Origin of the sequence: Sporosarcina ureae (genome assembly GCF_002082015.1) — a bacterium.
Classification (GTDB): domain Bacteria; phylum Bacillota; class Bacilli; order Bacillales_A; family Planococcaceae; genus Sporosarcina; species Sporosarcina ureae_A.
Window position 1 is genome coordinate 753,193 of record NZ_CP015109.1, and the last position, 26,441, is coordinate 779,633.

Genomic DNA, 26,441 nt, shown 5'->3' on the forward strand with positions numbered 1-26,441 from the left:
AGATGAAAAAACCACGTAGGGCTCATAGTTGAGTCCATACGTGGTTTTCATTTTCCAAAGCCTTGGAAATGTTCTTCGATTGCTTCTTGGAATTTCTCTGATGCGACAGCTTCTTTAATCGCTACGGCAAAATCCTTTTCACGATCTTCTTCTTTGACCGCAACAATATATTGCAATTCTTCACCAAGCTGTTCATGCGCAAGGGCGTCTTCCAATTCCATTTCATTGACCATGACATAGTTGTCTGGAATAATCGCCAAATCACCACTTGCCATGGATGGAATTAGTTGGGCAATCAAGATAGGTTGGATATTCAGGTTTTTTGGATTACTCTCAATGTGCTTTTCTGTAACCGCATAAGTTGAGACGCCTGGATCTAACGAAATTAACCCCTGCTGTTCAAGGAAGCGTAATGCTCGAGCCGTACCGAGTTCATCATTCGGAATGGTAATCCATGAACCATTAGGTATATCATCCATCGATGTCAACGAGTTGGAGTACAAGCCAAGACCAACGCTTGGAACTTCTGTCAAAGCAACTATAGGCAAATCATATTCTTCGTTAAACTGATTGAGACTAATTTGTTGTTGGTTCATGTTGGCATCTATTTTGCCATCAGCCAGATCTTTATTCGGCTCAATTAAATCCACATATGATTCGACTTCTACATTGTAACCTTGTTCTTCAAGTGCCGGTTTTAGTGCCTGATCGATGACTTTTGAATAAATTCCTGCTGTTGTACCCATTTTTATCGTTTCATTGCTGCCTGTCGGACTGCATGCTGTTAATAACAATCCAACGATCATCATCAGACCGAGTACTTTCATTTTCATCTTCATATCGTTCCTTTCAAAAAACTGCTATCTTCATCATATTCGCTGTAATTTTCACTGTCAAACCAAATCTTGAAATTAAAAAGATGTGCAACATTGTACACATCTTTTTGCTCGCTATGTAATTTTACCAGACTGCCGGTTTTTGTACCATAAGCCAAAGCATCACCATAAGCAATCCAATATAGATCCAAGCAGTGCGTTGCAATTTATTGACTACGGCATCCCTGTCATTGCCTGACTCATGGAATTTCTTCAATACAGAGGAAAAACCGGTAGCCAGGAAGAATCCGGACAGCAACATGACGCCTATTGTGAGAACAACCCACGAAGTGTGCCATGGCCACGGACCAAATAAAATCAGTAGGATACCGGACACAACAAGCACATGGCCTGAATGCATAACGAGTCGTATAATGACTCGGATAATCGCCAGATAGATATCTTCTGCTTCTGCTTTAGCAGAACGTAGCCGGCGTATTAATGGCAGCAAGAGAAATAAAGGTCCTACTGAAATTACAGCCGAGACTACGTGTGCAAAGACAATCGCTCCGTAATAAAAGTTCATTTAAAAGATTATTTCTGAGTTGGGCTGTATTCGTGCACCCAAACTTTCATTTTAGGAAGCCAAGGCATTTTGTCATGGATCGACAACATCGCCTGTTTATATTCTTCAACTGTTGTATGACCTTCTGATTTGGCGTCTTCATCTGTTAGTTCTCCGAGTGTTTGTTCGTATAATTTTTCAATTTTAAACTCTTTACCTTCTAACATCATCGTTTCGCCTGGGTATGCATAGACACCATTACGTCTAGTCGCCCACTTTTCACCGTTAAGTACTTTTTGAACATCTTCCGGAATGGTTACGAGTCTTTCTATGGAACATGTTTTTTTCGGATAATTTGTCATGCTAACACTCCTCTTGATTGGTTAATCTTACTCTTGTACTAGTGTAACCTTTTTCACCACTGAATTACAGCTTTTACTTCCCAATAAAATACCCTCGCCACCGGAGTGACGAGGGATGGTACTTATTTTACTTCTACTGTATGTTCTTCGTGCTCGTGAATATCTTCATTTTCGATATGGATAATCACTTGATAACTGCCTGCTTTAGGGAATTGATAATTTGCTGTATATTCACCAGGCTTGGATTCATCCGTATCTACCCATGTAGTTTCTTTGTCTGCAGAGATGATTTCATAACGGACCTGTGCCTTAATTGCTTCGCCGTCGAGCTGCGCATGCGTCATCAACTCTGTATCTGTCATTGCTTTTGCTTCCTCAGGTTGCATGAAGTTAATAGAAAGCCCTTCTACTCCATCACCATGTTCATGATGTTGACCTTCTTGTGCGCTTTCGTGTTCGTCCGGTTGCTGAGTAGCTTCTCCAATCTGAATTTGCTTTTCAGGCATGACGTGCATGCCCCGTGCAGTAACGTGAACTTGCACGTGATACAACCCGTCAGTCTCAAATGTGTTTTCTGCTGAATAAATACCTTCCTTATCATTGGTTGTTTCTACATGAATGCTATCTTCTTTCTTGCCTTCTTCCCAAATTTCATACTCTACTTCTGATGCATCATCTACATATTCTTCACCTTGTGTCACGAGCGTAGTGATCGTTACCGGTTCATCCACATTTCCTTGTTCAGGTACTGTAAGTTCAACTTCAATTGGTTCAGGTAAAACAGCTTCCGTCGGTACCTTCTTGTCTTGACCACACCCAGCGAGAATACCAATCATTGCCGTACTCATTACAAACATTCCGAAACGTTTCATCTTTTCATTCTCCTATCTATTCATTTTACTGTTATGATTATAAAATATGATTACGAAATTTCAATGAAGTTTCGACAACTTTTTGAAACTTCATGTGGATTTCACATCTTTTCCGGAAAATTGGCGTATAGAGATTTTATGAAATGAGGCGTATTGAATTGGGTTACCAATTATTAGTCATTGATGATGAACCGCAAATGCGTGATTTAATTCGAGTGATTCTGGAAGATGTAGGATATAGCGTATTAGAAGCCAGCGACGGTTTGCAAGCTTTGTCAGTAATTAAGCAACATACTATAGATTTATGCATAGTCGATGTGATGATGCCCTATATGGATGGCTTCACTTTTGCAGAGGAAATGAAACGCACTTCCTCGATCCCCTTGATTTTTCTATCTGCACGTGGCGAGGAATGGGATAAAGTCCAAGGGTTAAAGCTTGGTGGAGACGACTATATCGTCAAGCCCTTCTTACCAGGAGAACTTGTGGCGCGTATTGAAGCTGTCTTGCGCAGAACCTACCGTCATAATCCTGTTCCACTCGTATTACAAGCAGGTCCCCTAACCATTAATGAAGACTCGTATACCGCACAGCTTAACGGAAAACCTTTAAGTTTAACTTTGAAGGAGTTCGGCTTGCTATTGTGGCTAGTCAAACATAAAGGACGTGCATACTCCCGTGAACAATTACTTGAATTGGTCTGGGGCGACGATCACCAGAGCAGTGAGCGTACAATTGATACGCATATCAAAACGCTTCGATTAAAACTAGGAGACGCAGGGAAAATGATTGAGACGGTATGGGGGATCGGCTACAAATTAGAGGACTCTGAATGAATAATTTGAATCTAAGCAAAAAGATGTTGATTGTATTTTTAGGTAGCATCACCTGCACCATATTATTCTCATTTTTCTTTATTCACTACTTGTATACCGATTTATATAAAGAACAGATTAAAGAGTCTATCATGTATCAGGGAAATCGAACCGCTTCTCACTATCATTACGGCGAGCTAAGTGATTCGATCATCGAAAAGATTCAATGGTATAACATCGTCTCGGAATATGAAATCATCGTCGTGGATCGTCTGGATGATCTAACTTCCTATTTCCCTTATCAGATTGATTATCAATCACTCATTAATGAAAGCGACGAGAAGATACTAGAAACGGGTAAGCCTGTTATGAAAGAAGGCTATGTGGATGAATTGAAACGGGAAATCTTTGGTGGAATTTTCCCTATTAAAGGCGAAAATGGACTAATTGGTTTTATTTATATTTATGTTCCGCTCGCTGCGATCCAAGATGTTTTTCATGACAGTCTTCCAATCATGTTACTTGTAGGCAGTATTTTCTTTATGGTTCTTTTTTTAATTTTGCAACGTGTATGGCGTTCGTTGTTTGAGCCGTTACAAACATTGCAGACCTATTCGGCAGAAGTGTCTAAAGGCGATTATTCAAACCGACTCAATACAGGACGGAAAGACGAGATTGGTAAACTGGCCACTGCATTCGATACAATGAGCCGTTCTCTTGAAGAACAAGATCAGCGCAAGAAAGATTTTACGTCAAATATTGTACATGAGCTCAGGACACCTTTGACGTATATTAGCGGCTACGCACAACTTTCACGCGATAAAATTGATTCGTCTCCTGATGATGTAAAACACTACTTATCGACCATCGAGAAAGAAACAGAACGCCTGAAGAAGCTCATACATGATCTAGTCGAGTTGAATCATTTAGAGCAAGATATATATACACTCGAAACGGAACCGATTGCAATTGCACAATTACTATTGGATACATTGGAATTATTTGCGATACGATTACAAGGTAAAAATATTCAATTGCACACATCGATTGATGAAGAATTGATTTTGGAAGGTGATCCTAAACGATTGCAACAAGTCTTTTATAATACGATCGATAATGCCGTAAAATATGCAGAGCAATTCATTTCTGTTCATCTCACAGCCAGTAAACAAGGTGTACAATACCGTATTGCGAATGACGGAGTAACCATCGGAGACAAGGACGTAGAGCGAATCGGAGAACGTTTTTTCCGTACCGATAAAGCACGAACTCGCACAACTGGCGGTACTGGACTCGGTCTATCAATAGTCAAAGAAATTGTCCGGTTACACACAGGTACATTTACAATTTCCAATGAAACAACAGAAACTATTGTGGTAATTGAATTACCGGAGCAAATGCAAAGGAGTGAAAGCAGTTGAAACGTCTGATTCCTTTACTGTTAATGCTCGTAGTATTCGTCAGTGGTTGTAGTGAACCTCTTGAACGTGGGAAACAAATCCGTGAATTCACATTCACGGATCAGCACAATCAACCATTTAGTTCCAAGGAGCTTTCTGGTTCGCCATGGATTGCAGATTTCATTTTCACAAATTGTACAACAGTTTGTTCGACATTGACGAGTGAGATGGCAGCTCTACAAGCCGAGTTGAAAGATCAGGACATCGACATGAACTTCGTCTCCTTCTCTGTAGATCCTAATACCGATACACCTGCAGTATTGAAAGACTATATCGCAAACTTTACTGATGATGAATCGAACTGGCATTTTCTGACGGGCTACACACAACTAGAATTCGAAGCTTTTGCGCGGGAAGAGTTCCAGACTTTTGTGTTGAAACACGAATCATCAACGCAAGTTGTTCATGGTACAAATTTTTATTTACTGGATTCCGAAGGCTATATTCTTAAAGAATATAATTTCTCGAACGAATCCTATAAAGAAGAATTATTGGCCGACCTAAAACGTATGAAATAACGGTCGGGTTGCGTGACGAATTCCGTCGATTCCGCTATACTAAGTAAGGAAAGCAGGTGTACGTGTTGGATTCTCGTTATTGGAAAGCCGGTTTTTTTACTGCGCTGACTTCATTTGTTCTACTCATTTTAGGCGTACGGACAGTTCTTGGACATGACTTGGTCGTCAATAACTATTTGACGTTCGCAGTATTCGGTCTAATGGTCGGCATTGTCAGTTCCCTTTTATTGTTCTATGAACTATCGATAGCATTTAAAATGTTCATGGTCGTACTAGTTCTAGCATTTGCCGAAATGTTCCGCAGCTTCCTGATGATGGACAATGAATTCTCGGAAGCGATCGGTATTTTATCTTTGTTTATTATATCATCGTTCGGACTAGCCATTTCCGTGATTGTTCAATTCATCGTAAAATTAGCGCGCAAAAATTAAAAACCGGTTGGAGAATTATTCTCCGACCGGTTGTTTTTTTGTTTTTTTGATTTGTTTACTGCGTAATTGACCGCATGCTGCGTCGATATCCGTACCATTTTCAAGACGCACACCACCGTTAATGCCTTTACGTCTAAGTGCTTCATAGAACGATTTAATCGCTTCCGGCTCACTGCGCTGATACTGGCCATGTTCATCAACCGGATTGTACGGGATCAGATTGACATATGACAAGTGACGCTTATCCGCTAGCAATCGACCCAACTCTTCCGCTTCTTTTACATGGTCGTTGACGTCACGCAATAAAATATACTCGAATGTGATTCGACGATTCGTCTTTTCTAAATAGTAGTTGATTGAATCCATTAACTTTTCAATCGGAAATGCTTTGTTGATCTTCATGATCGACGAACGCAACTCATTATTTGGCGCATGTAATGAAACCGCCAAGTTCACTTGAAGTTTTTCATCTGCGAAGTCTTTGATCTTTTCTGTTAGACCACTGGTTGATACTGTAATATGACGCGCACCGATCGACAGACCTTTTTGATGATTGACGACATGAAGGAAATTCATCAAATTCGAATAGTTATCAAACGGTTCGCCTATACCCATGACTACAATATGGCTGACTCGCTCATCTTCACCTTTACCATCCAGATACTCTTGCACTTTCATGATTTGCCCCACAATTTCTCCTGCATCAAGATCTCGGTTTTTGCGCAAAAGTCCACTTGCACAGAAACTGCAACCAATATTACATCCAACTTGTGTGGTGACACAAACTGAATGGCCATACGGGAATTTCATCAAAACTGTTTCGATCAAGTTGCCATCATGCATTTTAAACAAGAATTTCACTGTGCCATCTTGTGAAACTTGCTTGACGTTTTGTTCCAGTGTCTGGATCGCGAAGTTTTCATCCAATACATCAATTGTCTCTTGGTTAATATTGTTCATTTCATCAAATGATAAGACGCGTTTTTTATAGAGCCAGTCCCAAACTTGTGCAGCACGGTACTTCTTCTGTCCATTTTCTATAAGAAAGTCTGTCAATTGTTCAATTGTCAAACCATATATCGATTTTTTCATGTGATTTCTAGCCTCATTTCAAAAATTACAATCTTTTTATTATACTACAAGAATGCGGTTAAAGGAACAACTGATTCGTTTTATAATTGTTTTTGCTGAATATTTTTGTCGGTTCTGAGTTTCAGGAAAAATGCCAATAAATTCAATGCCGCAAGTACTGCGAAGAAAAAACCCATTCCTGTATGTCCTGTCGCGATTCGGTCATATGCAAAGTAAGCCATCACCAGACCAATGACGAGATCAATGATTTTTGAATTAAACAAGTTATTACCCCCTTACTGTCCTAAACGTAGTATATCAGAAAAAAGCACCTGCAATCGAATTTTCATTCGTGACAGGTGCTGTATACGTTATCTATTGTTACACATTTGTTGCAGAAAGATTATGCTTTTTGATGAAATCTGTTAGAACTGACTCAAGGTTCGGTGTTCCGATTTCATCCAAGTCATAATAGACACGTGTGCATGGTTTGTTGATGTTAATGACACGTGAAAGATCCATAGGTGTACCGATAATGACTGCATCTACATCAGCTGCGTTGATCGTCGCTTCCAGATCTTTTAATTGCTCATCACCATACCCCATTGCCGGTAAGATGTTTTCAATGTGCTGATACTTATCAAAAGTAGTGATCAAGCTTCCTACTGCATATGGACGTGGATCGACAATCTCAGTTGCTCCAAGACGCTGTGCTGCAATCACACCCGCGCCCAGTTTCATTTCACCGTGTGTCAATGTCGGGCCATCTTCAACGATCAGTACACGCTTGCCTTTGATGATTTCTGGTTGATCTACAGAGATTTTTGATTCAGCTTTAATAATCGTACTATTTGGTGCCGCAAATTTAATATTGTTTTCAACTGTTTGAATAGCTTCTTCCGATGCGCTATCAATTTTGTTGATAATCGATACATCTGTTGTACGCAAACATACTTCACCTGGATAATATTTCAGCTCATGACCTGGACGGTGTGGATCAAGAACTGTAATTGCTAAGTCCGGCTCATAGAATGAAAAGTCGTTGTTCCCGCCGTCCCAAAGGATTACGTCACAGCCGTCTGGATCATTTTCAGCAGCATCCAAAATGTCCTGGTAATCTACACCTGCATAGATGATATTTCCACGGTCAACGTGTGGCTCATATTCTTCCATTTCTTCAATTGTACATTTATGTTTTTTGAAATCTTCTACTGTTGCGTAGCGCTGTACACGTTGTTCAGCCAAATCGCCATAAGGCATCGGGTGACGAATCGCTACTACTTTCAAATCATGTTCAAGCAATGTTTCGATAATTTTACGTGAAGTCTGACTCTTCCCTGTTCCAGTTCTAACTGCACAAACAGAAATAACTGGTTTATTACTTTTGATCATCGTTGCTTTTGAACCAAGTAGTGTAAAGTTAGCGCCTGCCGAGTTGACAATCGCACCAATTCCCATCACTTTTTCATAACTAAGATCACTGTAAGAAAATACACATTCATCTACTTTTAGTTCTTTGATTAACTCAGGTAGTTGATCTTGTGAATAAATAGGAATTCCTTCAGGATACAACTCACCCGCTAATTCAGTCGGGTATTTACGTCCGTCGATATCCGGAATTTGTGTAGCTGTAAATGCTACGACATTGTACTCCTCTTTACCACGGTAATATGTATTGAAATTGTGGAAGTCTCTTCCTGCTGCACCAATTATAATTATATTTTTAGTTTTCATAATTTTATCTCCCCAATCAAGCTTCTTTTCATTATTATAAGACAACGTGTATAAAAATACAATAGAAAAGTTTTGTAATTCATTAATTTGTATACGTATACATTGATTAAGTATATCAAACCTTGTCATAAAAGCTGATTTAACAAGGTTTTATACTACTTCCTATACATACATGCAAAGAAAAAGCCATTCAGTATCGAATGGCTTTTGATCGATTTATTCATTAAGTCAGTTGTTTAAGCACTTCAAACAGCGTGTTCATCTGTTCGTCTGTACCGATGGAAATACGTAAATACGCACGAATGTCCGCTTGATCAAAGTGGCGTACTAAAATGCCGCGGTCCTTTAATTGTTGATACAACACTTTTGCATCCTTATGCAGAGGTTTTACAAAGACGAAGTTGGCATCTGAAGGCAAAACTTCAAACCCTAATTCTGCTAAAGTTTGGACTGTATATTCACGTGTGCGAATCACTTTATTTGTACTCTCTGTGAAGTAGGCATGATCTACAAATGCAGCAGTAGCCCCTGCCATAGCTAAACGATCAATCGTGTAGGAGTTGAATGAATCTTTGATCCTCGTCAAGCCCGCTATCAATTCAGGTTGTCCCAGTGCGAATCCGACACGCAACCCAGCGAGTGCACGAGATTTAGACGTCGTCTGAATCACAAGTAAATTTGGATAACGATCAATCAGCTTCATCGCAGACGGGCCTGCAAAATCAATATACGCTTCATCAATAATGACTACTTGATCCTGGTTGTTTCGCAAAATGTCTTCGATTACATCCAACTCAGCATAAATACTTGTCGGTGCGTTTGGATTTGGTAAAATGACGCCACCTGGTGAATTATAGAACTGCTTTTTGGGTATAGTAAAATCAGCGTTCAACGGCACTTTTTCGAATGAAATATTAAATAGCTTAGAATAGACCGGGTAAAAGCTATAGCTAATTTCAGGGAACTTAATAGTTTTTCCTGGCTCAAAAAACGCCATGAATGAAAATGCCAGTACTTCATCAGAGCCATTACCAACAAACACATGATCTTTTGTCAATCCGTACGTCTCCGCTATCGCGTGACGCAATGGATCTACTGTTGGTGAAGGATAACGCTGTAACGTGTTGCCGTTCAGCTCCTCTTGAATGGCCTGCAATACTTTAGGGCTTGGTGGATACGGATTTTCATTCGTATTTAATTTAATGATATCTGGCTGATTCAACTGCTCACCCGGAACGTAAGGTTCTGTACGGCGCGCAACTGTGCTCAGAAATCTACTCATTGCGCGGCACTTCCTTTTTTGGTCTTCTTTCACGTAGCACTTGCTGAACATCCGTTAGATCTACGTCAAGAATATTCATCAATACAAGTGTGTGGTAGACCAGATCTGCAATTTCATTGGACACTTCTTCTTTATCAGCATTTTTTGCACCGATTATGACTTCTGTTGATTCCTCTCCGACTTTTTTCAATACTTTGTCGATACCTTCGTTGAATAAATACGTCGTATATGAGCCATCTATCGGATTAGCTTTGCGATCTGCGATTTCGTCGATTACTTCATAGACGACTTCACGTAATGATTCTTCTTTTTCCATTGCCGTTGTGAAGAAGCAAGTTTTCTCGCCTGTATGACATGCAGGCCCTTCTGGTGTAACTTGGACTAGCAATGTATCTTGATCACAGTCGACAGATATACGTTGCACTTGCTGTGTATTTCCAGATGTTGCGCCTTTATTCCAAAGTTCCTGTCTGGAACGGCTATAAAACCACGTTTCATTTGTTTCTAACGTTTTTTCAATAGATTCCTTGTTCATATAAGCAAGCATTAGGACTTCACCTGTGCGATCGTCTTGTACAACCGCTGGGATTAGACCTTTGTCGTCGAATTTCAATGCGTTGATGTCTAGTGTCATATTAGTCATTCCTAACTGCAATATTTTCTTCTGCTAAGTAATTTTTTAAGTTTCGAATATTGATTTCATTGAAATGGAATACGGATGCGGCCAAGGCTGCATCAGCCTTTCCTTCTGTCAGTACGTCTTTAAAGTGTTCAGGTTTTCCTGCACCACCACTTGCGACGATTGGAATATTAACTGCTTCAGCCATAGCACGGTTGAGCGCAAGATTATACCCGTCTTTGACGCCATCTTCGTCTACACTATTGACGACCAATTCACCAGCGCCAAGTGCCTCCATTTTCTTCGCCCATTCAATCGCGTCTATCCCTGTTTCTTCCATACCACCTTTTGCATAAACCGACCACTTGTTATCGCCTTCTTGACGAACATCCATGGATAACATTACACGCTCTGAACCGTATTTATCCGCTACTTCTTTAATTAATTCCGGATTAGTTAAAGCCGCACTATTTATGGAAATTTTATTACCGCCTAGTTCAAACACTTTGTCCACATCTTCGAGCGTACGAATGCCTCCGCCTACGATGAATGGGATCGGTACTTCTTTTGCAATTTCCTCAATTAAATCAAGGAACATACCACGATTTTTTGTCGATGCCGAGATGTCATAGAAGACGAGTTCATCTGCACCGTCCGCGACATATTTTTTTGCTAATGTAAGGGGATCTGCCACTTCCTGAACGTCTAGAAATTTCTTTCCTTTTACAACTTTACGATTATCTACGTCCAAACACGGAATGATCTTTTTAGTTGTTGACATGACTGTCGTCCCCCAATAATTTTTTTAAGGATAGATTACCTTCATATAATGCCTTACCGATAATAGCACCGTACATATCTTCAGCAGCGAGTCTCTTAATATCTTCTTCTGTCGATACACCACCTGATGCGATGATATCAATCGAAGACGCGTCATCCATTATTTTCAGTTCTTCAAAGTTAGGTCCCTGAAGCATGCCGTCTTTCATGATGTCTGTATAGACAACTGTTTTGACGCCAATTTCCGCTAAGTCCTGCAATAAATCAACTGCTTTGACATCACTTGTTTCGGTCCAACCGTCAGTTGCAACTAAGCCGTTGCGCGCGTCGATTGAGACAGCAATTTTGTCACCGTATTTTTCAACGGCTTTTTTCAAGAATTCAGGATCTTGAATTGCTGCCGTGCCGATAATGACACGTGCGACACCGTTTTGGATATGCGAGTCGACAATGTCCATGTTGCGGATACCGCCACCTACTTGAACAGGTATACTGACTGATTTCGCAATAGCTTCGATAGCCTGTTTGTTGGCGGAGTTTCCTGTTTTGGCACCGTCTAAGTCTACGACGTGGATGTACTCGGCTCCTTGGTTTTGCCATTCCTGTGCCATATTGGTTGGTGAGTCATTGTAAATTATTTCTTGCGCATAGTCACCTTGGATGAGGCGAACGCATTTGCCGTCTCTAATGTCGATTGCTGGGAATAAAATCATCAACTAGTCCTCCTAATAAATGAAGTTTGGATACTACATTGCCACCGTTGATCTGCACTCTGGGCGGACGCTTTCCTGCGGGCATGGCTTGAGCTTCTCGCTTCGCTGTGGGGACTCAAGACTCATGCTTATGCGGGAGTCGCTACCCGCAGTGAAGATCAACTAGAATATCTTTTAGAATTCAAAACCCCTAAATAGTTAATTACAAAGATCCTTTAGTAGAAGGAATCCCTTTTATTTCTGGGTTGATAGTGCTGGCTACGCGTAGGGCACGGCCGAAGCTTTTGAATACGGATTCTATGATGTGGTGTGTGTTCTTTCCGTAGTTCAGATTGATGTGTAATGTGATTTTGGCGTTGTTTGTGAATGCTAGGAAGAATTCTTCAACTAGTTCTGTGTCGAATTCTCCTACTTTGTCTTTCATTCCGTCTACGTTAAAGACGAGGAACGAGCGACCGCTGATATCAATAGATGCAGTGGATAATGCTTCATCCATTGGCGTGGAAACTAGAGCAAAGCGTTCTATTCCTTCTTTTGTACCGATACATTGGTTGAATAATTGTCCAAGTACGATACCGATGTCTTCTACGGAATGGTGTTGGTCTACTTCAATGTCGCCATCGCACGTAACAGATAGATCAAAACGTCCGTGTTTTGCGAATGCCGTCAGCATATGATCAAAGAATCCAACGCCAGTATGAATATTTGTTTTTCCCGTGCCATCTAACGAAAACTCCATTTCAATAGATGTTTCGCCAGTCTTACGTGTTAGTTGTTGTTTACGCATTAGTATCCTGCCTTTCGTACTTTTATCGAGTTGGCATGTCCTGTTAATTGTTCGGCATCCGCTAATGTAATGACGTCATCTGCCACTTCTGCCAACGCGTCTTCGGAATAGTAAATAATACTCGATTTTTTCATGAAATCATATACGCCTAATGGAGAAGAAAACGCTGCGGTTCCACTCGTCGGTAATGTGTGATTCGGTCCAGCCATATAGTCACCCAACGCCTCGGGTGAATGTTGACCTAAGAAGATCGCTCCAGCATTTCGTATAGCTGCCAAGTGCTCCATAGGATGATCAATCATAAGTTCCAAATGTTCTGGCGCTAAACGATTCACGATATCAAATGCTTCTTTTAATGAATCCACTATAATGATACGTCCGAATTGTTCTATAGATTGTGTTGCGATTTCTTTACGATCGAGTTCAGCAAGCTGACGTTCTACTTCTTTGGATAGCTCAGTCGCAAATGTTTCGCTGGTCGTGATACATACGGCCGCGACACGCTCATCGTGCTCAGCTTGGGACAACAAATCTGCTGCTGCATAAATAGGATTCGTATGGGCGTCGGCTACGACACAAATTTCACTTGGTCCAGCAATCATATCGATTGCTACATCACCGAACACCCACTTTTTCGCTCTTGCGACGTATGCATTCCCAGGGCCCGTAATTTTGACGACTTTTTCAATTGTCTCAGTACCGTACGCTAGAGCAGCTATCGCTTGCGCTCCACCTACTTTATAAATTCGATCGACCCCCGCTTCTTTAGCTGCAACTAAAACGTAGGGATTAATCTTGCCATCACGTTGTGGTGGAGTCACCATGGAAATCCGTCCGACTCCTGCAATTTTCGCTGGCAATGCATTCATTAAGACCGTTGACGGATAGGCTGCTTTTCCGCCCGGTACGTAAAGTCCAACACTGTCGATCGGTGTTACTTTCTGACCGAGCATGATGCCTTCATTTGGATTCAAAAACCATGATTGCTCTTTTTGCGCTTCGTGATAAGTCGTGATACGCTCTTTTGCTGAACGCAATGCACGGTAGAAATCATCTGCAACTGCTTGTTCCGCTTCATTGATTTCTTCTTCTGTGACAAGCAAACTATCAAGCAACACTCCGTCGAATTGTTCGGTAAAATCCAGAACTGCCTTGTCTCCTTCAGAACGAACTTTGTCGATGATGGAAAGGACATTGCGATCAAATTCTAGATCCGTTTGATTGGAATCGTCGCGTCTTAGTAATTCCTCTGTAAATTCGGCACCACGAATGATCTTCATGAACGCACCTCCAAGCCTTCCTTCATATCTCTGATAAATTGCTGAATATCCTCTGTTTTTGTAGCATAACTCGCTTTGTTGACTATCAAACGAGCGCTGACATCTGCCATCTCTTGTAAGACAACGAGACCATTTTCTTTTAAAGTCGTACCCGTTTCGACGATATCGACAATGACATCTGACATGCCGATCAATGGTGCGAGTTCAATTGACCCGTTCAACTTGATCATTTCCGTACGAATACCTTTTTTATCGAAATACTCTTTCGCAACTAATGGATATTTTGAAGCTACTGTCAGGAATGGTACGTTTTCAACTGGCGTATCAGGATATCCTGCCACCGCCAGTTTACAACGTCCAATTCCTAAGTCCAATAATTCATAGACATCACGAGGATCTTCCATCATGACATCCTTTCCCACAATCCCTACGTCCGCTGCGCCTTTTTCAACGTATACCGGAACATCTACTGCTTTGACAAAGATTAGTTTGATCTTTTGTTTGTCATCATAGATCACGAGCTTCCGGCTTTCATCCGTAAATTCTGAAAAATGTACATCCGATTTTTCAAGGAACTTCATCGCACGTTCCGCTGTACGTCCTTTCGCCATTGCTACTGTTAGATAATCCATTCAGGTGCCCCTTTCTTGCCAGTGATCAAATCAAGCAATTGTTTAAAATCCATGAACTCTTTTGCTTCGTCTTGACTTACTAGTTTATTTTGCTGTTCTGTTAATTGAATTGTATAGAGACTGTCTGTCTGGTGTTTTGCATCGACTATAGGTTTAGAAATGACACGATAGTCACGTTCTCTCAATTCATTCGTAATATCAATTGCGTATTTAATACGGCTTTCTTCATATAATACAATCACATCTATGCTGTATCGTTCTTTCCGTTCTCTAGTAGATGATGCTTTGACTAATGATTCGATTTCACATGCAAAACCGATTGCCGGTAATTTCATGCCAAATTCTTCGCTTAATGCATCATAACGCCCACCCATTAGTACCGGCTTTCCAAAGTTCTCTACATAGCCTTGGAAAATGATTCCTGAATAATACCCCATATGATTAATCAAACCGAGATCGATGACGATATGCTTCTTCAAGCCATATAGTTCAACGATATCGCACGTTCGCTGTAAATACTTGATTGCATTTTGCGCCGATTCACTAACCTGTAAGTTTCGTAGTCTTTCAAACACTACTTCAGGTGCACCGTATAATAGAGGTAATTGCTCAAGTATTTCTTTAATAGAGGGATCTATTGATAATTGCTGTAAGAACGGACCTATTTCCACGACGTTTTTTGCTTGAATCAACGTCTTAAGTTCGGCCGTTTGTTCAGTAGTAATATTAGAGTCCGCAATTAATTCATTGAAGAAACCAGCATAACCAATCTCGATTTTCACATCTGTAAAACCAACGTCTCGTAATGCATGACATGCAAGCATAATTGTTTCGGCATCTGATGCGGGTGAACTCTTGCAGTAGAACTCGACTCCTGCCTGTGTTTTACCGATTCGTTCATTTTCTTGGAATGTCTGCCTAAATACTTCTTGCACATAATAATAACGCATTTCTTCGGGTAGATTATCATTCAACTGTACGAGTTGCTGTGTCAACGGGATTGTTACGTCCGGGCGTAATACGAGTACTTCACCGGTATAGTCAATCACCTTGATCATTTCGTTTTGATTGATTGAGGTACGTACATTGGAATACAGATCATATTGTTCGAATGCGGATGTTTTAATACGCTTATAACCGTATGTAGTGAATCGTTTTCCTAATGTGTCGATAATTTTTTCATGCTTTTCATGTTCATTTCCAAGAATTTCAGAATACAAGATATCTTCTACCGCCTTCCATGCAAATATATACTTCATTGCTTTACTACGCTAAAGTTAATTATTACTATAATGGTTATGTAGAGCATTGTCAACTGTTAGTAGCATCGTTCATCTGCTACAATATGTACTATAGAAAAGGAGATTGGATACTATGTTTGATTATCATATGCACAGCGCTTTTTCAGCGGATTGTGAAATTCCGATGGAAGAGATGGCCAAAGCTTCTATTGCTAAAGGCCTTACCGAAATTTGCTTCACCGATCACGTCGATTATGAATACCCAGATGAAACGATTCATTTCGATTTTGACAAACTCGAATATGCACAAAAAATTCTTCAATTGAATGAACAATTTGATGGGCAACTGACCATTAAAAAAGGTGTTGAAATTGGCTTGCAACCTGACTTATTGCATCTCTATGAAGAATTGATGGACGAGCATGAATTTGATTTCGTCATCTGTTCACTGCACACCGTCGAAAATAAGTCCTTACACTATCGCGAGCTATTTGAAGATCGTTCAACAGAGGCTGCCTTTGAGACGTATTATAAGGAGTTATTGTATTGCGTCCAGAATTATAAGCGTTACAGCGTGCTTGGACATACGGATTTAATTAAACGCTATACTGATCAGCCGCCAGCCAATTTATTTCATGACTATTTAGAAAAGATCTTCAATACTATTATACCAGAAGGTAAAGGGATTGAACTGAATACTTCGGGAACTCGCTACGGCTTGCCACATAATATGCCAAGTGAAGACATTTTGCGTTTGTATAAACAATGTGGAGGCGAAATCATTACACTTGGTTCAGATGCGCATAGAACGTCAGAAATCGCACATGAGTTCAAAGAATCTATAGAGTTATATCAATCAATCGGTTTTAACTATTTGGCTACATTTACAGAAGGCCAACCTGAATTCCATAAAATTTCTTCTTTATAAGAGGTATAGAAAGAGGCTGGGATATAACTATCTCACCCCGTTCCCCTGCACTCCGAAAGGCACGCTTTCCGAGGGGCGTGGCTTGAGCCAAGCGAACAACGTAGGGTTCGCTTTGCCGTATTTCTGTGTACTTTGCAGAAATTAAGGCACCTGTCCAGGGTCTCAAGACGCACGCTGATCCCTCAGGAGTCGGCCTTTCTCCGTTCCGGTACACTCTGATACTCTAAAAAAATATTTTCTGATAAGAACAGAAAAAAAGCGTAAAGGATCCCCCCTTACGTTTTTTCTGTTCTGTCCCAACCTCATTTTTATTTTCAATATATCCCTATCGTCTGAACAACCATGTTTTCAATAAAGCCAAGCGTTCACGAAGTCCTACTTTTGCTTTGACAGATTCAGGAGTCTTCGCTGGAACAACATCAGACTCCCAACCGAGCTGTCTCGCAAGAAATCTTGCTCTAGCCAAGTGGTAATCGCTACTGATTATGGTCACGCCTTCCACTTCAGGAATCATACTTTGGCTGAATTGTAGATTTTCATATGTGGAAGTGGATTGATCTTCAAAAACTAACCGTTCCTTTGCAATACCATGTTCTTGTAAATAACGATACATGGCTTCGGCCTCGCTAATGTCCTCATCTTTTCCTTGCCCACCTGATAGTACAAGCTGTACATGCGGATATTGCGTTGCATACTCTACAGCGCTTTCTAAACGGTAACGTAATGACAGTGAAGGAATTTCTCCGTTCACTTTGGCGCCTAGAATGATTGCATACTCATATTTGCCATTCGCCTTCATTTGCTGTGCTTTTTTTATTCGATCCCCCGGTAACATCCAAAACATCCCCAGACCTGTAATGATCAAAACTACCATTATGGCTATACCGCTTAACTTCCGCATTCAAACACCCCAACTTTATACATAAGACGGTGATACCTAAAATGTAGTTTTTAAAAAAGAGCAGCGAAGCTTTTGGCCGCGCTGCTCTTACTACTCATCTTAAGACTGCTTCACAACTTGCTTTTCATTGACCAAACTATGCACTTCAGTCGGTAGTCCCCATAGCTTAATGAAACCGACCGCTGCCGCTTGATCGAACTCATCATCAGATGTATAAGTCGCTAATCTCTCATCATATAGCGAATTGGGTGATTTACGACCTTCTACTAATGCATGGCCTTTGAATAACTTCACACGAACTGTACCGTTGACATATTGCTGTGTTTCTTTAATAAATGCCTCAAGTGCATTACGTAAAGGAGAGAACCAAAGACCGTTATAAATCAATTCACCAAGTTTCTGTGAAATTATCGGCTTAAAATGTGCTAATTCTTTTACAAGTGTTAAATCTTCAAGTTCCTTATGTGCTTTCAACAACGTGATGGCTCCTGGCGCTTCATATACTTCACGAGATTTGATGCCGACTAAACGATTTTCTACGTGATCGATACGGCCGATTCCATGTTTACCAGCCACTTCATTCAACTTGGTGATCAGTTCACTTAATATATAGTTTTCTCCATCAATTGTAACTGGAACACCTTGTTCAAAGCCAATTTCGATAATATCAGCAGTGTCGGGTGCATTTTCAATAGAAACTGTTAAACCAAATGCATCTTCTGGAGGTGTTGCCCACGGGTCCTCTAGAATTCCGCATTCGTTTGCACGCCCCCACAAGTTTTGGTCCACCGAGTATGGATTATCCAAATCAATCGGAATGGGAATATTATGTTCTTGTGCATAATGAATTTCCTCTTCACGTGACCAGCTCCATGAACGCACTGGCGCTACGACTTCAAGCGATGGATCCAGTGACTTGATTGCTACTTCAAAACGTACTTGGTCATTTCCTTTTCCAGTGCATCCATGAGCCACTGCTGTTGCTTGCTCCTGATGCGCAATTTCCACCAACTTTTTAGAGATAAGCGGACGGGATAGGGCAGAGACTAATGGATATTTATTCTCATAATATGTTTGAGCTTGCAATGAAAGAAGGACGAAATCTTGTGCGAATTCTTCACGCGCATCGATAACATAGCTGCTGACTGCGCCAACTGTAAGAGCTTTTTCTTTAATGAAGTCGAGATCTTTTCCTTCGCCGACATCTAAGCAAACTGCTACTACACTATATCCTTGATCCGTTAACCACTGAATCGCAACTGATGTGTCTAAACCGCCTGAGTAGGCTAAAACGACTTTTTTCTTTTCCATGGGTAAATCCCCTTTCATGCTAAAGCGTGTATGTTTATTCAATTAACTGTATTTTTATAATAACATATTTTATTTTAAACGCAATAGGACAGCACAAAAAAACAGACACATTATGTAAAAAAATGTGTCTGTTTTATATCACTTATCTAATTCCGTGGGCTACCATCGCATCGGCTACTCTCAGGAAACCTGCTACGTTAGCACCCATTACTAGATTGCCCGGTTTACCGTAATCCGTTGCTGCATTACTGCAATCTTTATAAATATTCTGCATAACCTCTTTCAAATGCATATCTACCTGTTCTTCTGACCATGATAGACGCTGGCTGTTCTGTGACATTTCCATAGCGGAAACAGCTACGCCACCCGCATTGGCAGCTTTGGCTGGTGCGAATAACACGTTGTGTTCTTGGAAAATGACAATTGCTTCAATTGTACATGGCATATTTGCGCCTTCACCAACTGCTTTAACTCCATTAGCGATTAGCATATGGGCAGCAATTTCATCGATTTCATTTTGCGTAGCGCATGGAAGTGCAATATCACATGGAATGGACCAGATTTCCGTACAATTTGCATGATACTCTGCATCAAGATGTTCTTTCGTATATTCCCAAATACGTTTATTGCCGTACTCTTTTAGTTCTTTCACTAATTCAAGATCAATTCCATTCTTGTCATAGATATAGCCATCAGAATCACTACATGCCACAACCTTTGCTCCAAGTTGCATAGCTTTCTCCATTGCATACGTTGAAACATTACCTGAACCTGAAACTACGACAGTTTGACCTTCCAATGAAAGCTTGTTTTCTTTCAGCATCTCATCAACAAAGTACACTGTTCCGTAACCAGTTGCTTCCTTACGACCGAGGCTTCCGCCATGGTCAGGGTTTTTGCCTGTTAAAATACCTGCTTCATAGCCACCTTTAATACGGTTGTATTGACCAAATAGATAGCCGATTTCACGTTTACCGACGCCAATATCACCTGCCGGTACGTCAATGTCTGGTCCGATATGTCTGCTAAGCTCAGTCATAAAGCTTTGCGTAAAGCGCATAATTTCACGATCAGACTTACCCTTTGGATCGAAATCTGATCCGCCTTTACCTGCTCCAATTGGCTGTCCTGTTAAAGCGTTTTTGAAGATTTGCTCAAATGCGAGAAACTTCATAATACTATTATTAACCGATGGGTGGAAACGAAGTCCTCCCTTATAAGGTCCGAGATCACTATTGAACTGAACTCGGTAACCTCTATTTACTTGCACTTTCCCTTTATCATCTTCCCACGCTACACGGAAAGAAATAATTCGTTCCGGCTCTGTGATTCGCTCAAGAATTCCGTTTTCCATAAATTCGGGATGCTTAGCAAATACAGGACGGAGGGAATCAAAAATCTCTCTTGTCGCTTGTAGAAATTCCTTCTCATCTGGATTCCTTTTTTTCACCAATTCATATACGTTGTGAACGTAATCATTTGCTCGCTTGCGATTATTATATTCTACCTCATCAACCTTTGTCATCTGCAATCATCCCTTTCCTAGTGGCTAATAAAAAATTGTCGACTGACTAGTCGCTCATTTACTCAGTGACTATGATTTCAAAATACTTGTATGATAAAAGAGTAAATTCTACTAATATGAATTGAATTTTAATTGTTCGAAATATTTCTTTGTATTCCAATATTATCACTGAAAAGATAGCAAGTTACAAGATTTTTTTAGAATATCTGTGTTTTGACTTAATTTTTGTGTCAATTTTATGTACTATCTTAAACTTTTGCATTTACTTTCAACTGAATTAATAGTATTATTAAACTATTCAAACGAACTATGTGAAGTTCTAAATGTAAGCGCATACACATACTAGTGAGAACAATACGAAAAGAAAGAGGCGAAGCACCATGACAAAGAAAACATGTACTTTTCGATCAATACTAGGAGCGAACTTACTCCTCATCATGACTTTTGCTTTCCTACCTGCTTTACTCGTAAATCCAGATATGGAAATGTTCCAAAGTGCTATGAAACTATTAAATAACGAGTGAGAACTCATATGACAGAGCCTTTCCTATTATTTAAGGAAAGGCTCCTATATTTACCGCTTACGAATTGTAAATCGATCTTCTAATAACAGCCAGTTTTGCGGGAATGCAAGGCCGAGTTTCCAATACATAATCCCTCGCAATTTAAATTTCTTCAGCAAGTCAAACTTCTCGTTTATGCTTCGGGCATCTTCAAACCACACTTCATGTTCAGTTCCAGTTTCGTCGTAATACGTATAATGTGGCGCTTGAGATAGCGCGTCGTATTCAATAGCAGCATTCTGTTCGATTGCCAGATTAGTCGCCATTCGTGGACTTAACGCTCTTGCAGCTTTACTATCCGATTGACCAAATGGAGCTGTCCAATCATAGCCGTATAAGTTCTGACCTAAAAATACTTTTTCGTTTGGAATTTGACTTACTGCATATTCCACTACTTTCGTAACTGGTCCTATTGGGCTCACAGCTTGTGGTGCACTATACGTATATCCCCATTCATATGTCATTAATACAACAAAATCTGCAACTTCTCCATGCACTTTATAATCATGGGCACCATAAATACCTGTCGTCACTTCCCCAGCTTTTGGAGCAAGTGCTGTAGAAATCGTAAGGCCTGCTTTATGAATTTGATCACGTGCATTACGTAATAATTGATTGTATAATTCTCGATCTTCAGGGAATAACAACTCAAAATCGAAGTGAATATCACTATAGCCGATTTCTTTTGCTGTTTCAATGGCACTTTGTATCATTTTGTTTTGTGCAACCTGATCAGTGAAAATCACGTGTGCCAATTCCGCACTGAATGAATAGTTTTCTAAATTGGTCAGCACTAATATATTTTTAGCACCAGCGTTATTTGCAATAGTCGGAATATCTGCGAGAGCAGGTGCTTTGAGTGATCCATCACGTTGTACTTCATAACTAAACATTGCGAGATACGTAAGACCATTCACACGTTCACGAACTTCCGTCAACATATCTTGACTGACCGGATTACGCGGTTCTACATATAATAATGAGTCAATGATTGTTTTCACTTCTTGTGGAATATACAAACGCTGACCGATTATTAACCTTCTGGTGGGGTTAATTGCATTAATTTCTGCCAAGCGCGCAACTGTTAGACCATATCTTTGCGCAATGGTAAATAGACTATCTCCAGGTCGCACCCAGTAATAAGAACCTATTATTGGAATGACAAGCGCTTGTCCTACAGCGAGTCGTATCTCGCTTTCCAATTCATTAACTTCTGCTATTTGATCGTATGGAACACCGTAAATATTACCAATTTCATATAAACTCTCACCTTGCGAAACTATATGAATCTGCATGTATCCCCACTACCCTTCTTGAGTTCTATCCATATGATATGATGGCGCGTTACAAACTATGCATGGTTCATAAATACAATTTCTCTTGCATAAAATTTTGGCCACTTCGCATACTACTCTCGATGTACAAGACAATTAAAGGAGGAAATATATTTGACAAATCAATTTGATACATCTCAAAACATGCAAGGCGGACAAGTTCCCCCATCGTTAAATCACGGTGGACATGAGTTATTTGATGTGAAAGAAGTGCTTAGTGCGGCGCTTGGTGCATTGAATCAATCGGTGATTTTACGACCACATGTCCAGGATCCAGAACTTCTGGATATCCTTGACCGACAATACCGATTTATGCTGGATGAATACAATATCATTGTCCAAAGTTTCAAGACAGGGAAAGATCCTTCTCATCCTACACAGCGTTATCAAATGAAAGCTAGCAGTGACTTCATTTACGGTATGAAAGCAAAGGCACCATCTAAACCTATTCAATCTACAGGTGAAATCAACGATGAGATCATCTCTGGCTTTTTGCTAGGTGCTGCAAAAGAAAGCGCTACAGGCAAAACAGCTGCTTCATTGGAAGTATGTAACCCAGTCGTTCGCCGTGTAATGGCTGATTCTGTGCCCAACTGCATAGAAATGGCATACGAATTGTCAATTTACCAAAACAAACATCATTATTACCAAGTACCACAATTAAACGATCAAGATATGAATATGTTGCTTAATTCATTTGCACCTTCACAAGGTCAACCTGGTATGCCGAATAATCTTCAATAATTCTAAATTCAAGCAGATGGATTTTTATCCATCTGCTTTTTTGCTTTTACACTCGTTATATTTGTATACTATACAGAGGAATACAATAAAGGAGTGTCTCTATGAAAATTGCAATCTTTGATTTTGATGGTACATTGTACACAAAAGAAACCTTTAAATTACTTATGAAGCAATTAAAGAACCATCCAAAATACAAGCAATACTACGGAAAATTCTTTCGTTCGATCTTACCACTTTATATTCGCTATAAATTAAAAATACTGCCCGAACCTGTCATGAAAGAGCGCTCTATGCTTCTTTATCTACAAGCCCTGGACTCATTGACAATGACGGAACTACATGAATACTTCAACAGCATGCATAGCGTAATGGCGCCCGACTTCAATGAACAAGTCATTAACCGTCTGACTGAGCATCGAAAAGAGGGATACTATGTCTTACTCGTTTCTGGAGCCTATACTCCCTTTTTACAAGCGGTCACAAGTCACCTAACATTTGATCACATTATTGGTACAGATATTCCTTCACGTGGAGACCAATTAGCAATGGATCAGCCTTTCTTACATATTCAAGGTAGACGTAAAAATGAACAAATTTATCAAGCACTACTAGGCAAAACTGTCGACTGGGACAACAGTTTTGCCTACGGAGACAGCATTTCCGACCTTCCAGTCTTAGAGAAGGTTGGGTACCCTGTAGCAGTTCGTCCAGATGAAAAACTTAACGCCGTAGCCAAACAAAGAAACTGGGAAATACTTTAAAAACGTGAAGAGCTTTGATTTGGTCAGAGCTCTTCACGTCAAGTCGATTTTAATGTATTAATATATAAACTGCCATCTGTCTGAATTTCTGCATAAAGAACATGTTCTGGTTTGGATATTCCTTGCTTTTTCAGTTGTTCTGTTAGCCACGTATCAGTCAATTGAAGTTCCTGCATATTTTTTTCTTCCACTTTCCCGTCAGTAATAATTTCAGTCGGAATATATTTGGGTTGCGGTGACGAGACTTTAACATCTTTTTTTGTCGCATGTTTCTCTCCTGGATTCAGCAAGATACTTAAATTACCATTCGTTTCGAATATCGCGTAATTGACATCTTTCATCGAAAATATCGACTGCTCTCGTAGCATCATATTTAGATCATTGAAATTCAACCGTAATTTACGCAAGGAGCCTTCTAAGATTTTCCCGTTTTGAATGACAACCACCGGTTCATCATCGAGTAATACGCGAAGTTTGAAAGATTTGAACGTTAAAAAGTTGGCGAGAACTGTTAATACCGCCCATAGAACCATTCCGTATAGACCGTTTAAAAATGGCGTTTCAGACTCTCCTGCTAAATTGGCCGCAATTGACCCGATCGTGATACCTGTTACGTAATGAAAGAAAGTCAACTGAGACACTTGTTTTTTCCCCATGAAACGCGCCAAAATCAATAGCACAATAAACGAGATCACCGTTCGTAAAGTCATTTCCCAAAAAGCCAATTCCAAAAATTCATCTACGTTCACGGCATACACCTCCAGTAATCGGAGTATGTGCAAACTATAGAAATTTATACACGGATTCCTTTACTTCCAGTTATAAGGAGTTTTCTGATAGACGTAGTAATTGAGCCAATTAGAGAATAACAAATGCGTGTGAGAGCGCCAAGTATTCATAGGTTCTTTAGATGGATCATCATTTGGATAATAATTTACAGGAATTTCGATGTCAACACCTTTTTCTACGTCGCGAGCATATTCATCCCCCAGCGTATGCGCATCGTATTCTAAGTGTCCAGTGACCATAATATGTTTTGCGTCATTTGAAATCACAATGAACGCTCCTGCCTCTTTAGAAGCAGAAAGTAGGGTTAAATCAGGATGATTCTTGATCTCTTCTAATGAAACTCCTGTATGGCGTGAGTGTGGCGCTACATATACGTCATTGAATCCGCGTGCCAAGTTTACTGTCGGATCGGTAATATCATGTGAAAACACTCCAAAACATTTCTTCGGTAACTCGAACTTGTTTATTCCGTAATGATGATACAGTGCAGCTTGTGCACCCCAGCAAATATGAAGTACAGACGTGACGTTCGTTTTTGTCCATTCCATAATTTCTTCTAACTCTTTCCAATAGACTACATCTTCAAATTGTAAAAGTTCAATTGGCGCACCTGTAATAATCATACCGTCAAAGCGCTGGCTTTTAATATGTTCAAAGGTAGTATAGAAGGTTTCCAAATGATTCTGACTAACATTTTTTGAGACATAGGTTGCTGTATTCAAGAACGTGACATTCACTTGTAAAGGCGTATTCCCTAGTAGTCGAAGCAATTGCAACTCGGTCTTCTCTTTTTCAGGCATCAAGTTCAAAATCAAAATATTGATTGGACGGATATCCTGTGTGGTAGCACGTTCTTCATCCATAATAAATATTTTCTCTTCTCTTAGCAGTTCTCCTGCCGGCAGATGTTTTGGTATATTAATTGGCATGCTATTTCCCCCTTAACGTACTTTTAATACTATTTCTATACAAAAAAACCTCATTTCTCTTAGATAAGAAAATGAGGGTTGACCGTTCATCGTTCTTATCTCTCAAGACAACAATCTTGTTGGAGGTAGCACCTTCCTGTTTGCACAGAGGTTGCTGAAGCTTCATCAGGCCAATTCCCTCAGCTTCTCTTGATAAGAAATATTTAATTATAGACTATTATAGCATGAATAAATAAATTGTATAGCGTAATTGTCAAATTGTTCTGCACATTCAAGTATTGTAAATTGTAGACAATCTATTTTTGTGTATAATAGAAATTACCAACTACTTTACTTCGAGGAGGAGCTTATGAAGTCTTTAGGTATAGTTCGTAAAGTTGATCATCTCGGCAGAATTGTCATCCCAAAAGAACTTCGAAATTCTATGTTGATCGATCAGGGCGACCCTATCGAAATTTTCGTAGAGGATGACAAAATTATATTGAGAAAGTATCAAGTGTCCAAGGCATGTTTTATCACCGGTGATGTGATGGATGAAAACAAACAATTGTCGAACGGTCTATACATCAGTCCACGAGGCACAAAAATCCTTATAGAGCAACTGATAGATTTCACATAATACAATATATAAGAGCTATCGTAGAAGCTTTTCTTATAGAAAAGGACCGAAAACAAAAGT

Annotated in this window: 29 protein-coding genes and 1 riboswitch; of the genes, 8 read left to right on the forward strand and 21 right to left on the reverse strand. The window is 40.0% G+C overall.

The annotated features are described in order from the left end of the window. Positions 1–47 precede the first annotated feature (47 nt). The 4 genes from SporoP17a_RS03695 to SporoP17a_RS03710 all read right to left on the reverse strand — a co-directional run bounded on the left by SporoP17a_RS03695 (position 48) and on the right by SporoP17a_RS03710 (position 2,614). Positions 48–833: a MetQ/NlpA family ABC transporter substrate-binding protein gene (locus SporoP17a_RS03695; protein WP_167693371.1), complete on the reverse strand. Its 786-nt coding sequence runs from the start codon at positions 831–833 to the stop codon at positions 48–50. Positions 834–960: 127 nt separating this feature from the next. Continuing rightward, positions 961–1,401 carry a hypothetical protein gene (locus SporoP17a_RS03700; protein WP_083032591.1) on the reverse strand — a complete coding sequence of 147 codons (441 nt, stop codon included), beginning with the start codon at positions 1,399–1,401 and terminating at the stop codon, positions 961–963. 8 nt (positions 1,402–1,409) lie between these two features. Beyond that, positions 1,410–1,742: an ASCH domain-containing protein gene (locus SporoP17a_RS03705; RefSeq protein WP_083032594.1), complete on the reverse strand. Its 333-nt coding sequence runs from the start codon at positions 1,740–1,742 to the stop codon at positions 1,410–1,412. Positions 1,743–1,864: 122 nt separating this feature from the next. Beyond that, on the reverse strand, positions 1,865–2,614 hold the full coding sequence (locus SporoP17a_RS03710) for a FixH family protein (RefSeq protein ID WP_083032597.1): 750 nt from the start codon (positions 2,612–2,614) through the stop codon (positions 1,865–1,867). Positions 2,615–2,757: 143 nt separating this feature from the next. On the opposite strand from SporoP17a_RS03710, the gene SporoP17a_RS03715 reads away from it, so the two are divergent. The 4 genes from SporoP17a_RS03715 to SporoP17a_RS03730 all read left to right on the forward strand — a co-directional run bounded on the left by SporoP17a_RS03715 (position 2,758) and on the right by SporoP17a_RS03730 (position 5,838). Next, positions 2,758–3,450 carry a response regulator transcription factor gene (locus tag SporoP17a_RS03715; protein ID WP_083032601.1) on the forward strand — a complete coding sequence of 231 codons (693 nt, stop codon included), beginning with the start codon at positions 2,758–2,760 and terminating at the stop codon, positions 3,448–3,450. Further along, on the forward strand, positions 3,447–4,850 hold the full coding sequence (locus SporoP17a_RS03720; RefSeq protein ID WP_083032604.1) for a sensor histidine kinase: 1,404 nt from the start codon (positions 3,447–3,449) through the stop codon (positions 4,848–4,850). The genes SporoP17a_RS03715 and SporoP17a_RS03720 overlap by 4 nt, the downstream gene beginning before the upstream one ends. Then, a complete protein-coding gene (locus SporoP17a_RS03725; RefSeq protein ID WP_237262372.1) occupies positions 4,847–5,407 on the forward strand; it encodes an SCO family protein in 561 nt (186 codons plus the stop codon). Before SporoP17a_RS03720 ends, SporoP17a_RS03725 begins: the two co-directional genes overlap by 4 nt. Before the next feature lie 65 nt (positions 5,408–5,472). Next, positions 5,473–5,838: a hypothetical protein gene (locus tag SporoP17a_RS03730; protein WP_143561099.1), complete on the forward strand. Its 366-nt coding sequence runs from the start codon at positions 5,473–5,475 to the stop codon at positions 5,836–5,838. Positions 5,839–5,853: 15 nt separating this feature from the next. Here SporoP17a_RS03730 and rlmN read toward each other — a convergent pair whose 3' ends face one another. The 11 genes from rlmN to hisZ all read right to left on the reverse strand — a co-directional run bounded on the left by rlmN (position 5,854) and on the right by hisZ (position 15,995). Then, positions 5,854–6,930 (reverse strand): dual-specificity RNA methyltransferase RlmN, encoded by a 1,077-nt coding sequence (gene rlmN / locus SporoP17a_RS03735; RefSeq protein ID WP_083032609.1) that lies wholly within the window; start codon positions 6,928–6,930, stop codon positions 5,854–5,856. Positions 6,931–7,010: 80 nt separating this feature from the next. Then, positions 7,011–7,193 (reverse strand): hypothetical protein, encoded by a 183-nt coding sequence (locus SporoP17a_RS03740; protein WP_083032613.1) that lies wholly within the window; start codon positions 7,191–7,193, stop codon positions 7,011–7,013. Positions 7,194–7,290: 97 nt separating this feature from the next. Next, the gene (locus SporoP17a_RS03745) at positions 7,291–8,643 is read right to left on the reverse strand and encodes a cyclic 2,3-diphosphoglycerate synthase (RefSeq protein WP_083035879.1); all 1,353 of its coding nucleotides are present in this window, start codon (positions 8,641–8,643) and stop codon (positions 7,291–7,293) included. Positions 8,644–8,866: 223 nt separating this feature from the next. Continuing rightward, the gene (hisC, locus tag SporoP17a_RS03750; protein WP_083032617.1) at positions 8,867–9,925 is read right to left on the reverse strand and encodes a histidinol-phosphate transaminase; all 1,059 of its coding nucleotides are present in this window, start codon (positions 9,923–9,925) and stop codon (positions 8,867–8,869) included. After that, positions 9,918–10,568, reverse strand: coding sequence for a bifunctional phosphoribosyl-AMP cyclohydrolase/phosphoribosyl-ATP diphosphatase HisIE (hisIE, locus tag SporoP17a_RS03755; RefSeq protein WP_083035880.1), 651 nt, complete (start codon positions 10,566–10,568; stop codon positions 9,918–9,920). The genes hisC and hisIE overlap by 8 nt, the downstream gene beginning before the upstream one ends. Beyond that, a complete protein-coding gene (gene hisF / locus SporoP17a_RS03760) occupies positions 10,561–11,325 on the reverse strand; it encodes an imidazole glycerol phosphate synthase subunit HisF (RefSeq protein ID WP_083032620.1) in 765 nt (254 codons plus the stop codon). The genes hisIE and hisF overlap by 8 nt, the downstream gene beginning before the upstream one ends. Next, positions 11,312–12,037 carry a 1-(5-phosphoribosyl)-5-[(5-phosphoribosylamino)methylideneamino]imidazole-4-carboxamide isomerase gene (gene hisA / locus SporoP17a_RS03765; protein ID WP_083032622.1) on the reverse strand — a complete coding sequence of 242 codons (726 nt, stop codon included), beginning with the start codon at positions 12,035–12,037 and terminating at the stop codon, positions 11,312–11,314. The genes hisF and hisA overlap by 14 nt, the downstream gene beginning before the upstream one ends. Before the next feature lie 202 nt (positions 12,038–12,239). Further along, positions 12,240–12,824, reverse strand: a complete 585-nt coding sequence (gene hisB, locus SporoP17a_RS03770) for an imidazoleglycerol-phosphate dehydratase HisB (protein WP_083032624.1) — start codon at positions 12,822–12,824, stop codon at positions 12,240–12,242. After that, positions 12,824–14,104, reverse strand: a complete 1,281-nt coding sequence (gene hisD, locus SporoP17a_RS03775; RefSeq protein WP_083032627.1) for a histidinol dehydrogenase — start codon at positions 14,102–14,104, stop codon at positions 12,824–12,826. Before hisD ends, hisB begins: the two co-directional genes overlap by 1 nt. Further along, positions 14,101–14,736 (reverse strand): ATP phosphoribosyltransferase, encoded by a 636-nt coding sequence (hisG, locus tag SporoP17a_RS03780; RefSeq protein ID WP_083032630.1) that lies wholly within the window; start codon positions 14,734–14,736, stop codon positions 14,101–14,103. The genes hisD and hisG overlap by 4 nt, the downstream gene beginning before the upstream one ends. After that, positions 14,724–15,995: an ATP phosphoribosyltransferase regulatory subunit gene (gene hisZ, locus SporoP17a_RS03785; protein WP_083032633.1), complete on the reverse strand. Its 1,272-nt coding sequence runs from the start codon at positions 15,993–15,995 to the stop codon at positions 14,724–14,726. Before hisZ ends, hisG begins: the two co-directional genes overlap by 13 nt. Positions 15,996–16,110: 115 nt before the next feature. Here hisZ and SporoP17a_RS03790 point away from each other — a divergent pair, with 115 nt between their 5' ends. Further along, positions 16,111–16,905 carry a histidinol-phosphatase HisJ family protein gene (locus SporoP17a_RS03790; RefSeq protein ID WP_083032637.1) on the forward strand — a complete coding sequence of 265 codons (795 nt, stop codon included), beginning with the start codon at positions 16,111–16,113 and terminating at the stop codon, positions 16,903–16,905. A 325-nt stretch (positions 16,906–17,230) separates the two neighbouring features. On the opposite strand, the gene SporoP17a_RS03795 is transcribed toward SporoP17a_RS03790, so the two are convergent. From SporoP17a_RS03795 to SporoP17a_RS03810, 4 genes are all read right to left on the reverse strand, one after another. Next, positions 17,231–17,806, reverse strand: coding sequence for a YdcF family protein (locus SporoP17a_RS03795; protein ID WP_208859809.1), 576 nt, complete (start codon positions 17,804–17,806; stop codon positions 17,231–17,233). Positions 17,807–17,905: 99 nt separating this feature from the next. Next, entirely contained in the window at positions 17,906–19,117 is a 1,212-nt protein-coding gene (locus SporoP17a_RS03800; protein ID WP_083032640.1) for an argininosuccinate synthase, read from the reverse strand. Between the two features lie 142 nt (positions 19,118–19,259). Beyond that, a complete protein-coding gene (gene gdhA / locus SporoP17a_RS03805; protein ID WP_083032643.1) occupies positions 19,260–20,642 on the reverse strand; it encodes an NADP-specific glutamate dehydrogenase in 1,383 nt (460 codons plus the stop codon). A gap of 574 nt (positions 20,643–21,216) precedes the next feature. Continuing rightward, entirely contained in the window at positions 21,217–22,500 is a 1,284-nt protein-coding gene (locus SporoP17a_RS03810) for a LysM peptidoglycan-binding domain-containing protein (protein ID WP_083032646.1), read from the reverse strand. A gap of 147 nt (positions 22,501–22,647) precedes the next feature. Here SporoP17a_RS03810 and SporoP17a_RS03815 point away from each other — a divergent pair, with 147 nt between their 5' ends. Together SporoP17a_RS03815 and SporoP17a_RS03820 are read left to right on the forward strand one after the other, a co-directional pair. Next, positions 22,648–23,283, forward strand: a complete 636-nt coding sequence (locus SporoP17a_RS03815; RefSeq protein ID WP_420542198.1) for a spore coat protein — start codon at positions 22,648–22,650, stop codon at positions 23,281–23,283. A gap of 101 nt (positions 23,284–23,384) precedes the next feature. Then, a complete protein-coding gene (locus tag SporoP17a_RS03820) occupies positions 23,385–24,044 on the forward strand; it encodes an HAD family hydrolase (RefSeq protein ID WP_083032649.1) in 660 nt (219 codons plus the stop codon). A gap of 38 nt (positions 24,045–24,082) precedes the next feature. Here SporoP17a_RS03820 and SporoP17a_RS03825 read toward each other — a convergent pair whose 3' ends face one another. Both SporoP17a_RS03825 and metA read right to left on the reverse strand, forming a co-directional pair. Then, complete coding sequence (locus SporoP17a_RS03825) at positions 24,083–24,754, reverse strand: YetF domain-containing protein (RefSeq protein ID WP_083035886.1); 672 nt, start codon at positions 24,752–24,754, stop codon at positions 24,083–24,085. A 99-nt stretch (positions 24,755–24,853) separates the two neighbouring features. Further along, positions 24,854–25,762 carry a homoserine O-acetyltransferase MetA gene (metA, locus tag SporoP17a_RS03830; RefSeq protein WP_083032652.1) on the reverse strand — a complete coding sequence of 303 codons (909 nt, stop codon included), beginning with the start codon at positions 25,760–25,762 and terminating at the stop codon, positions 24,854–24,856. Between the two features lie 92 nt (positions 25,763–25,854). Further along, positions 25,855–25,961: riboswitch (SAM riboswitch) on the reverse strand. A gap of 150 nt (positions 25,962–26,111) precedes the next feature. On the opposite strand from metA, the gene SporoP17a_RS03835 reads away from it, so the two are divergent. After that, positions 26,112–26,381 carry an AbrB/MazE/SpoVT family DNA-binding domain-containing protein gene (locus SporoP17a_RS03835; RefSeq protein ID WP_083032654.1) on the forward strand — a complete coding sequence of 90 codons (270 nt, stop codon included), beginning with the start codon at positions 26,112–26,114 and terminating at the stop codon, positions 26,379–26,381. Positions 26,382–26,441: the final 60 nt, after the last annotated feature.

Coding starts and splice junctions, on each gene's coding strand:
- SporoP17a_RS03705 (WP_083032594.1), bottom strand. CDS start 1,742: ATGACAAATTATCCGAAAAAAACATGTTCCATAGAAAGACTCGTAACC.
- SporoP17a_RS03835 (WP_083032654.1), top strand. CDS start 26,112: ATGAAGTCTTTAGGTATAGTTCGTAAAGTTGATCATCTCGGCAGAATT.
- gdhA (WP_083032643.1), bottom strand. CDS start 20,642: ATGACAAAGGTTGATGAGGTAGAATATAATAATCGCAAGCGAGCAAAT.
- hisA (WP_083032622.1), bottom strand. CDS start 12,037: ATGATTTTATTCCCAGCAATCGACATTAGAGACGGCAAATGCGTTCGC.
- SporoP17a_RS03715 (WP_083032601.1), top strand. CDS start 2,758: ATGAGGCGTATTGAATTGGGTTACCAATTATTAGTCATTGATGATGAA.
- hisG (WP_083032630.1), bottom strand. CDS start 14,736: ATGGATTATCTAACAGTAGCAATGGCGAAAGGACGTACAGCGGAACGT.
- rlmN (WP_083032609.1), bottom strand. CDS start 6,930: ATGAAAAAATCGATATATGGTTTGACAATTGAACAATTGACAGACTTT.
- SporoP17a_RS03795 (WP_208859809.1), bottom strand. CDS start 17,806: ATGCGGAAGTTAAGCGGTATAGCCATAATGGTAGTTTTGATCATTACA.
- hisF (WP_083032620.1), bottom strand. CDS start 11,325: ATGTCAACAACTAAAAAGATCATTCCGTGTTTGGACGTAGATAATCGT.
- SporoP17a_RS03800 (WP_083032640.1), bottom strand. CDS start 19,117: ATGGAAAAGAAAAAAGTCGTTTTAGCCTACTCAGGCGGTTTAGACACA.
- hisIE (WP_083035880.1), bottom strand. CDS start 10,568: ATGACTAATATGACACTAGACATCAACGCATTGAAATTCGACGACAAA.
- SporoP17a_RS03700 (WP_083032591.1), bottom strand. CDS start 1,401: ATGAACTTTTATTACGGAGCGATTGTCTTTGCACACGTAGTCTCGGCT.
- metA (WP_083032652.1), bottom strand. CDS start 25,762: ATGCCAATTAATATACCAAAACATCTGCCGGCAGGAGAACTGCTAAGA.
- hisZ (WP_083032633.1), bottom strand. CDS start 15,995: ATGAAGTATATATTTGCATGGAAGGCGGTAGAAGATATCTTGTATTCT.
- SporoP17a_RS03825 (WP_083035886.1), bottom strand. CDS start 24,754: ATGACTTTACGAACGGTGATCTCGTTTATTGTGCTATTGATTTTGGCG.
- SporoP17a_RS03810 (WP_083032646.1), bottom strand. CDS start 22,500: ATGCAGATTCATATAGTTTCGCAAGGTGAGAGTTTATATGAAATTGGT.
- hisC (WP_083032617.1), bottom strand. CDS start 9,925: ATGAGTAGATTTCTGAGCACAGTTGCGCGCCGTACAGAACCTTACGTT.
- SporoP17a_RS03720 (WP_083032604.1), top strand. CDS start 3,447: ATGAATAATTTGAATCTAAGCAAAAAGATGTTGATTGTATTTTTAGGT.
- SporoP17a_RS03710 (WP_083032597.1), bottom strand. CDS start 2,614: ATGAAACGTTTCGGAATGTTTGTAATGAGTACGGCAATGATTGGTATT.
- SporoP17a_RS03820 (WP_083032649.1), top strand. CDS start 23,385: ATGAAAATTGCAATCTTTGATTTTGATGGTACATTGTACACAAAAGAA.
- hisB (WP_083032624.1), bottom strand. CDS start 12,824: ATGCGTAAACAACAACTAACACGTAAGACTGGCGAAACATCTATTGAA.
- hisD (WP_083032627.1), bottom strand. CDS start 14,104: ATGAAGATCATTCGTGGTGCCGAATTTACAGAGGAATTACTAAGACGC.
- SporoP17a_RS03790 (WP_083032637.1), top strand. CDS start 16,111: ATGTTTGATTATCATATGCACAGCGCTTTTTCAGCGGATTGTGAAATT.
- SporoP17a_RS03695 (WP_167693371.1), bottom strand. CDS start 833: ATGAAAATGAAAGTACTCGGTCTGATGATGATCGTTGGATTGTTATTA.
- SporoP17a_RS03745 (WP_083035879.1), bottom strand. CDS start 8,643: ATGAAAACTAAAAATATAATTATAATTGGTGCAGCAGGAAGAGACTTC.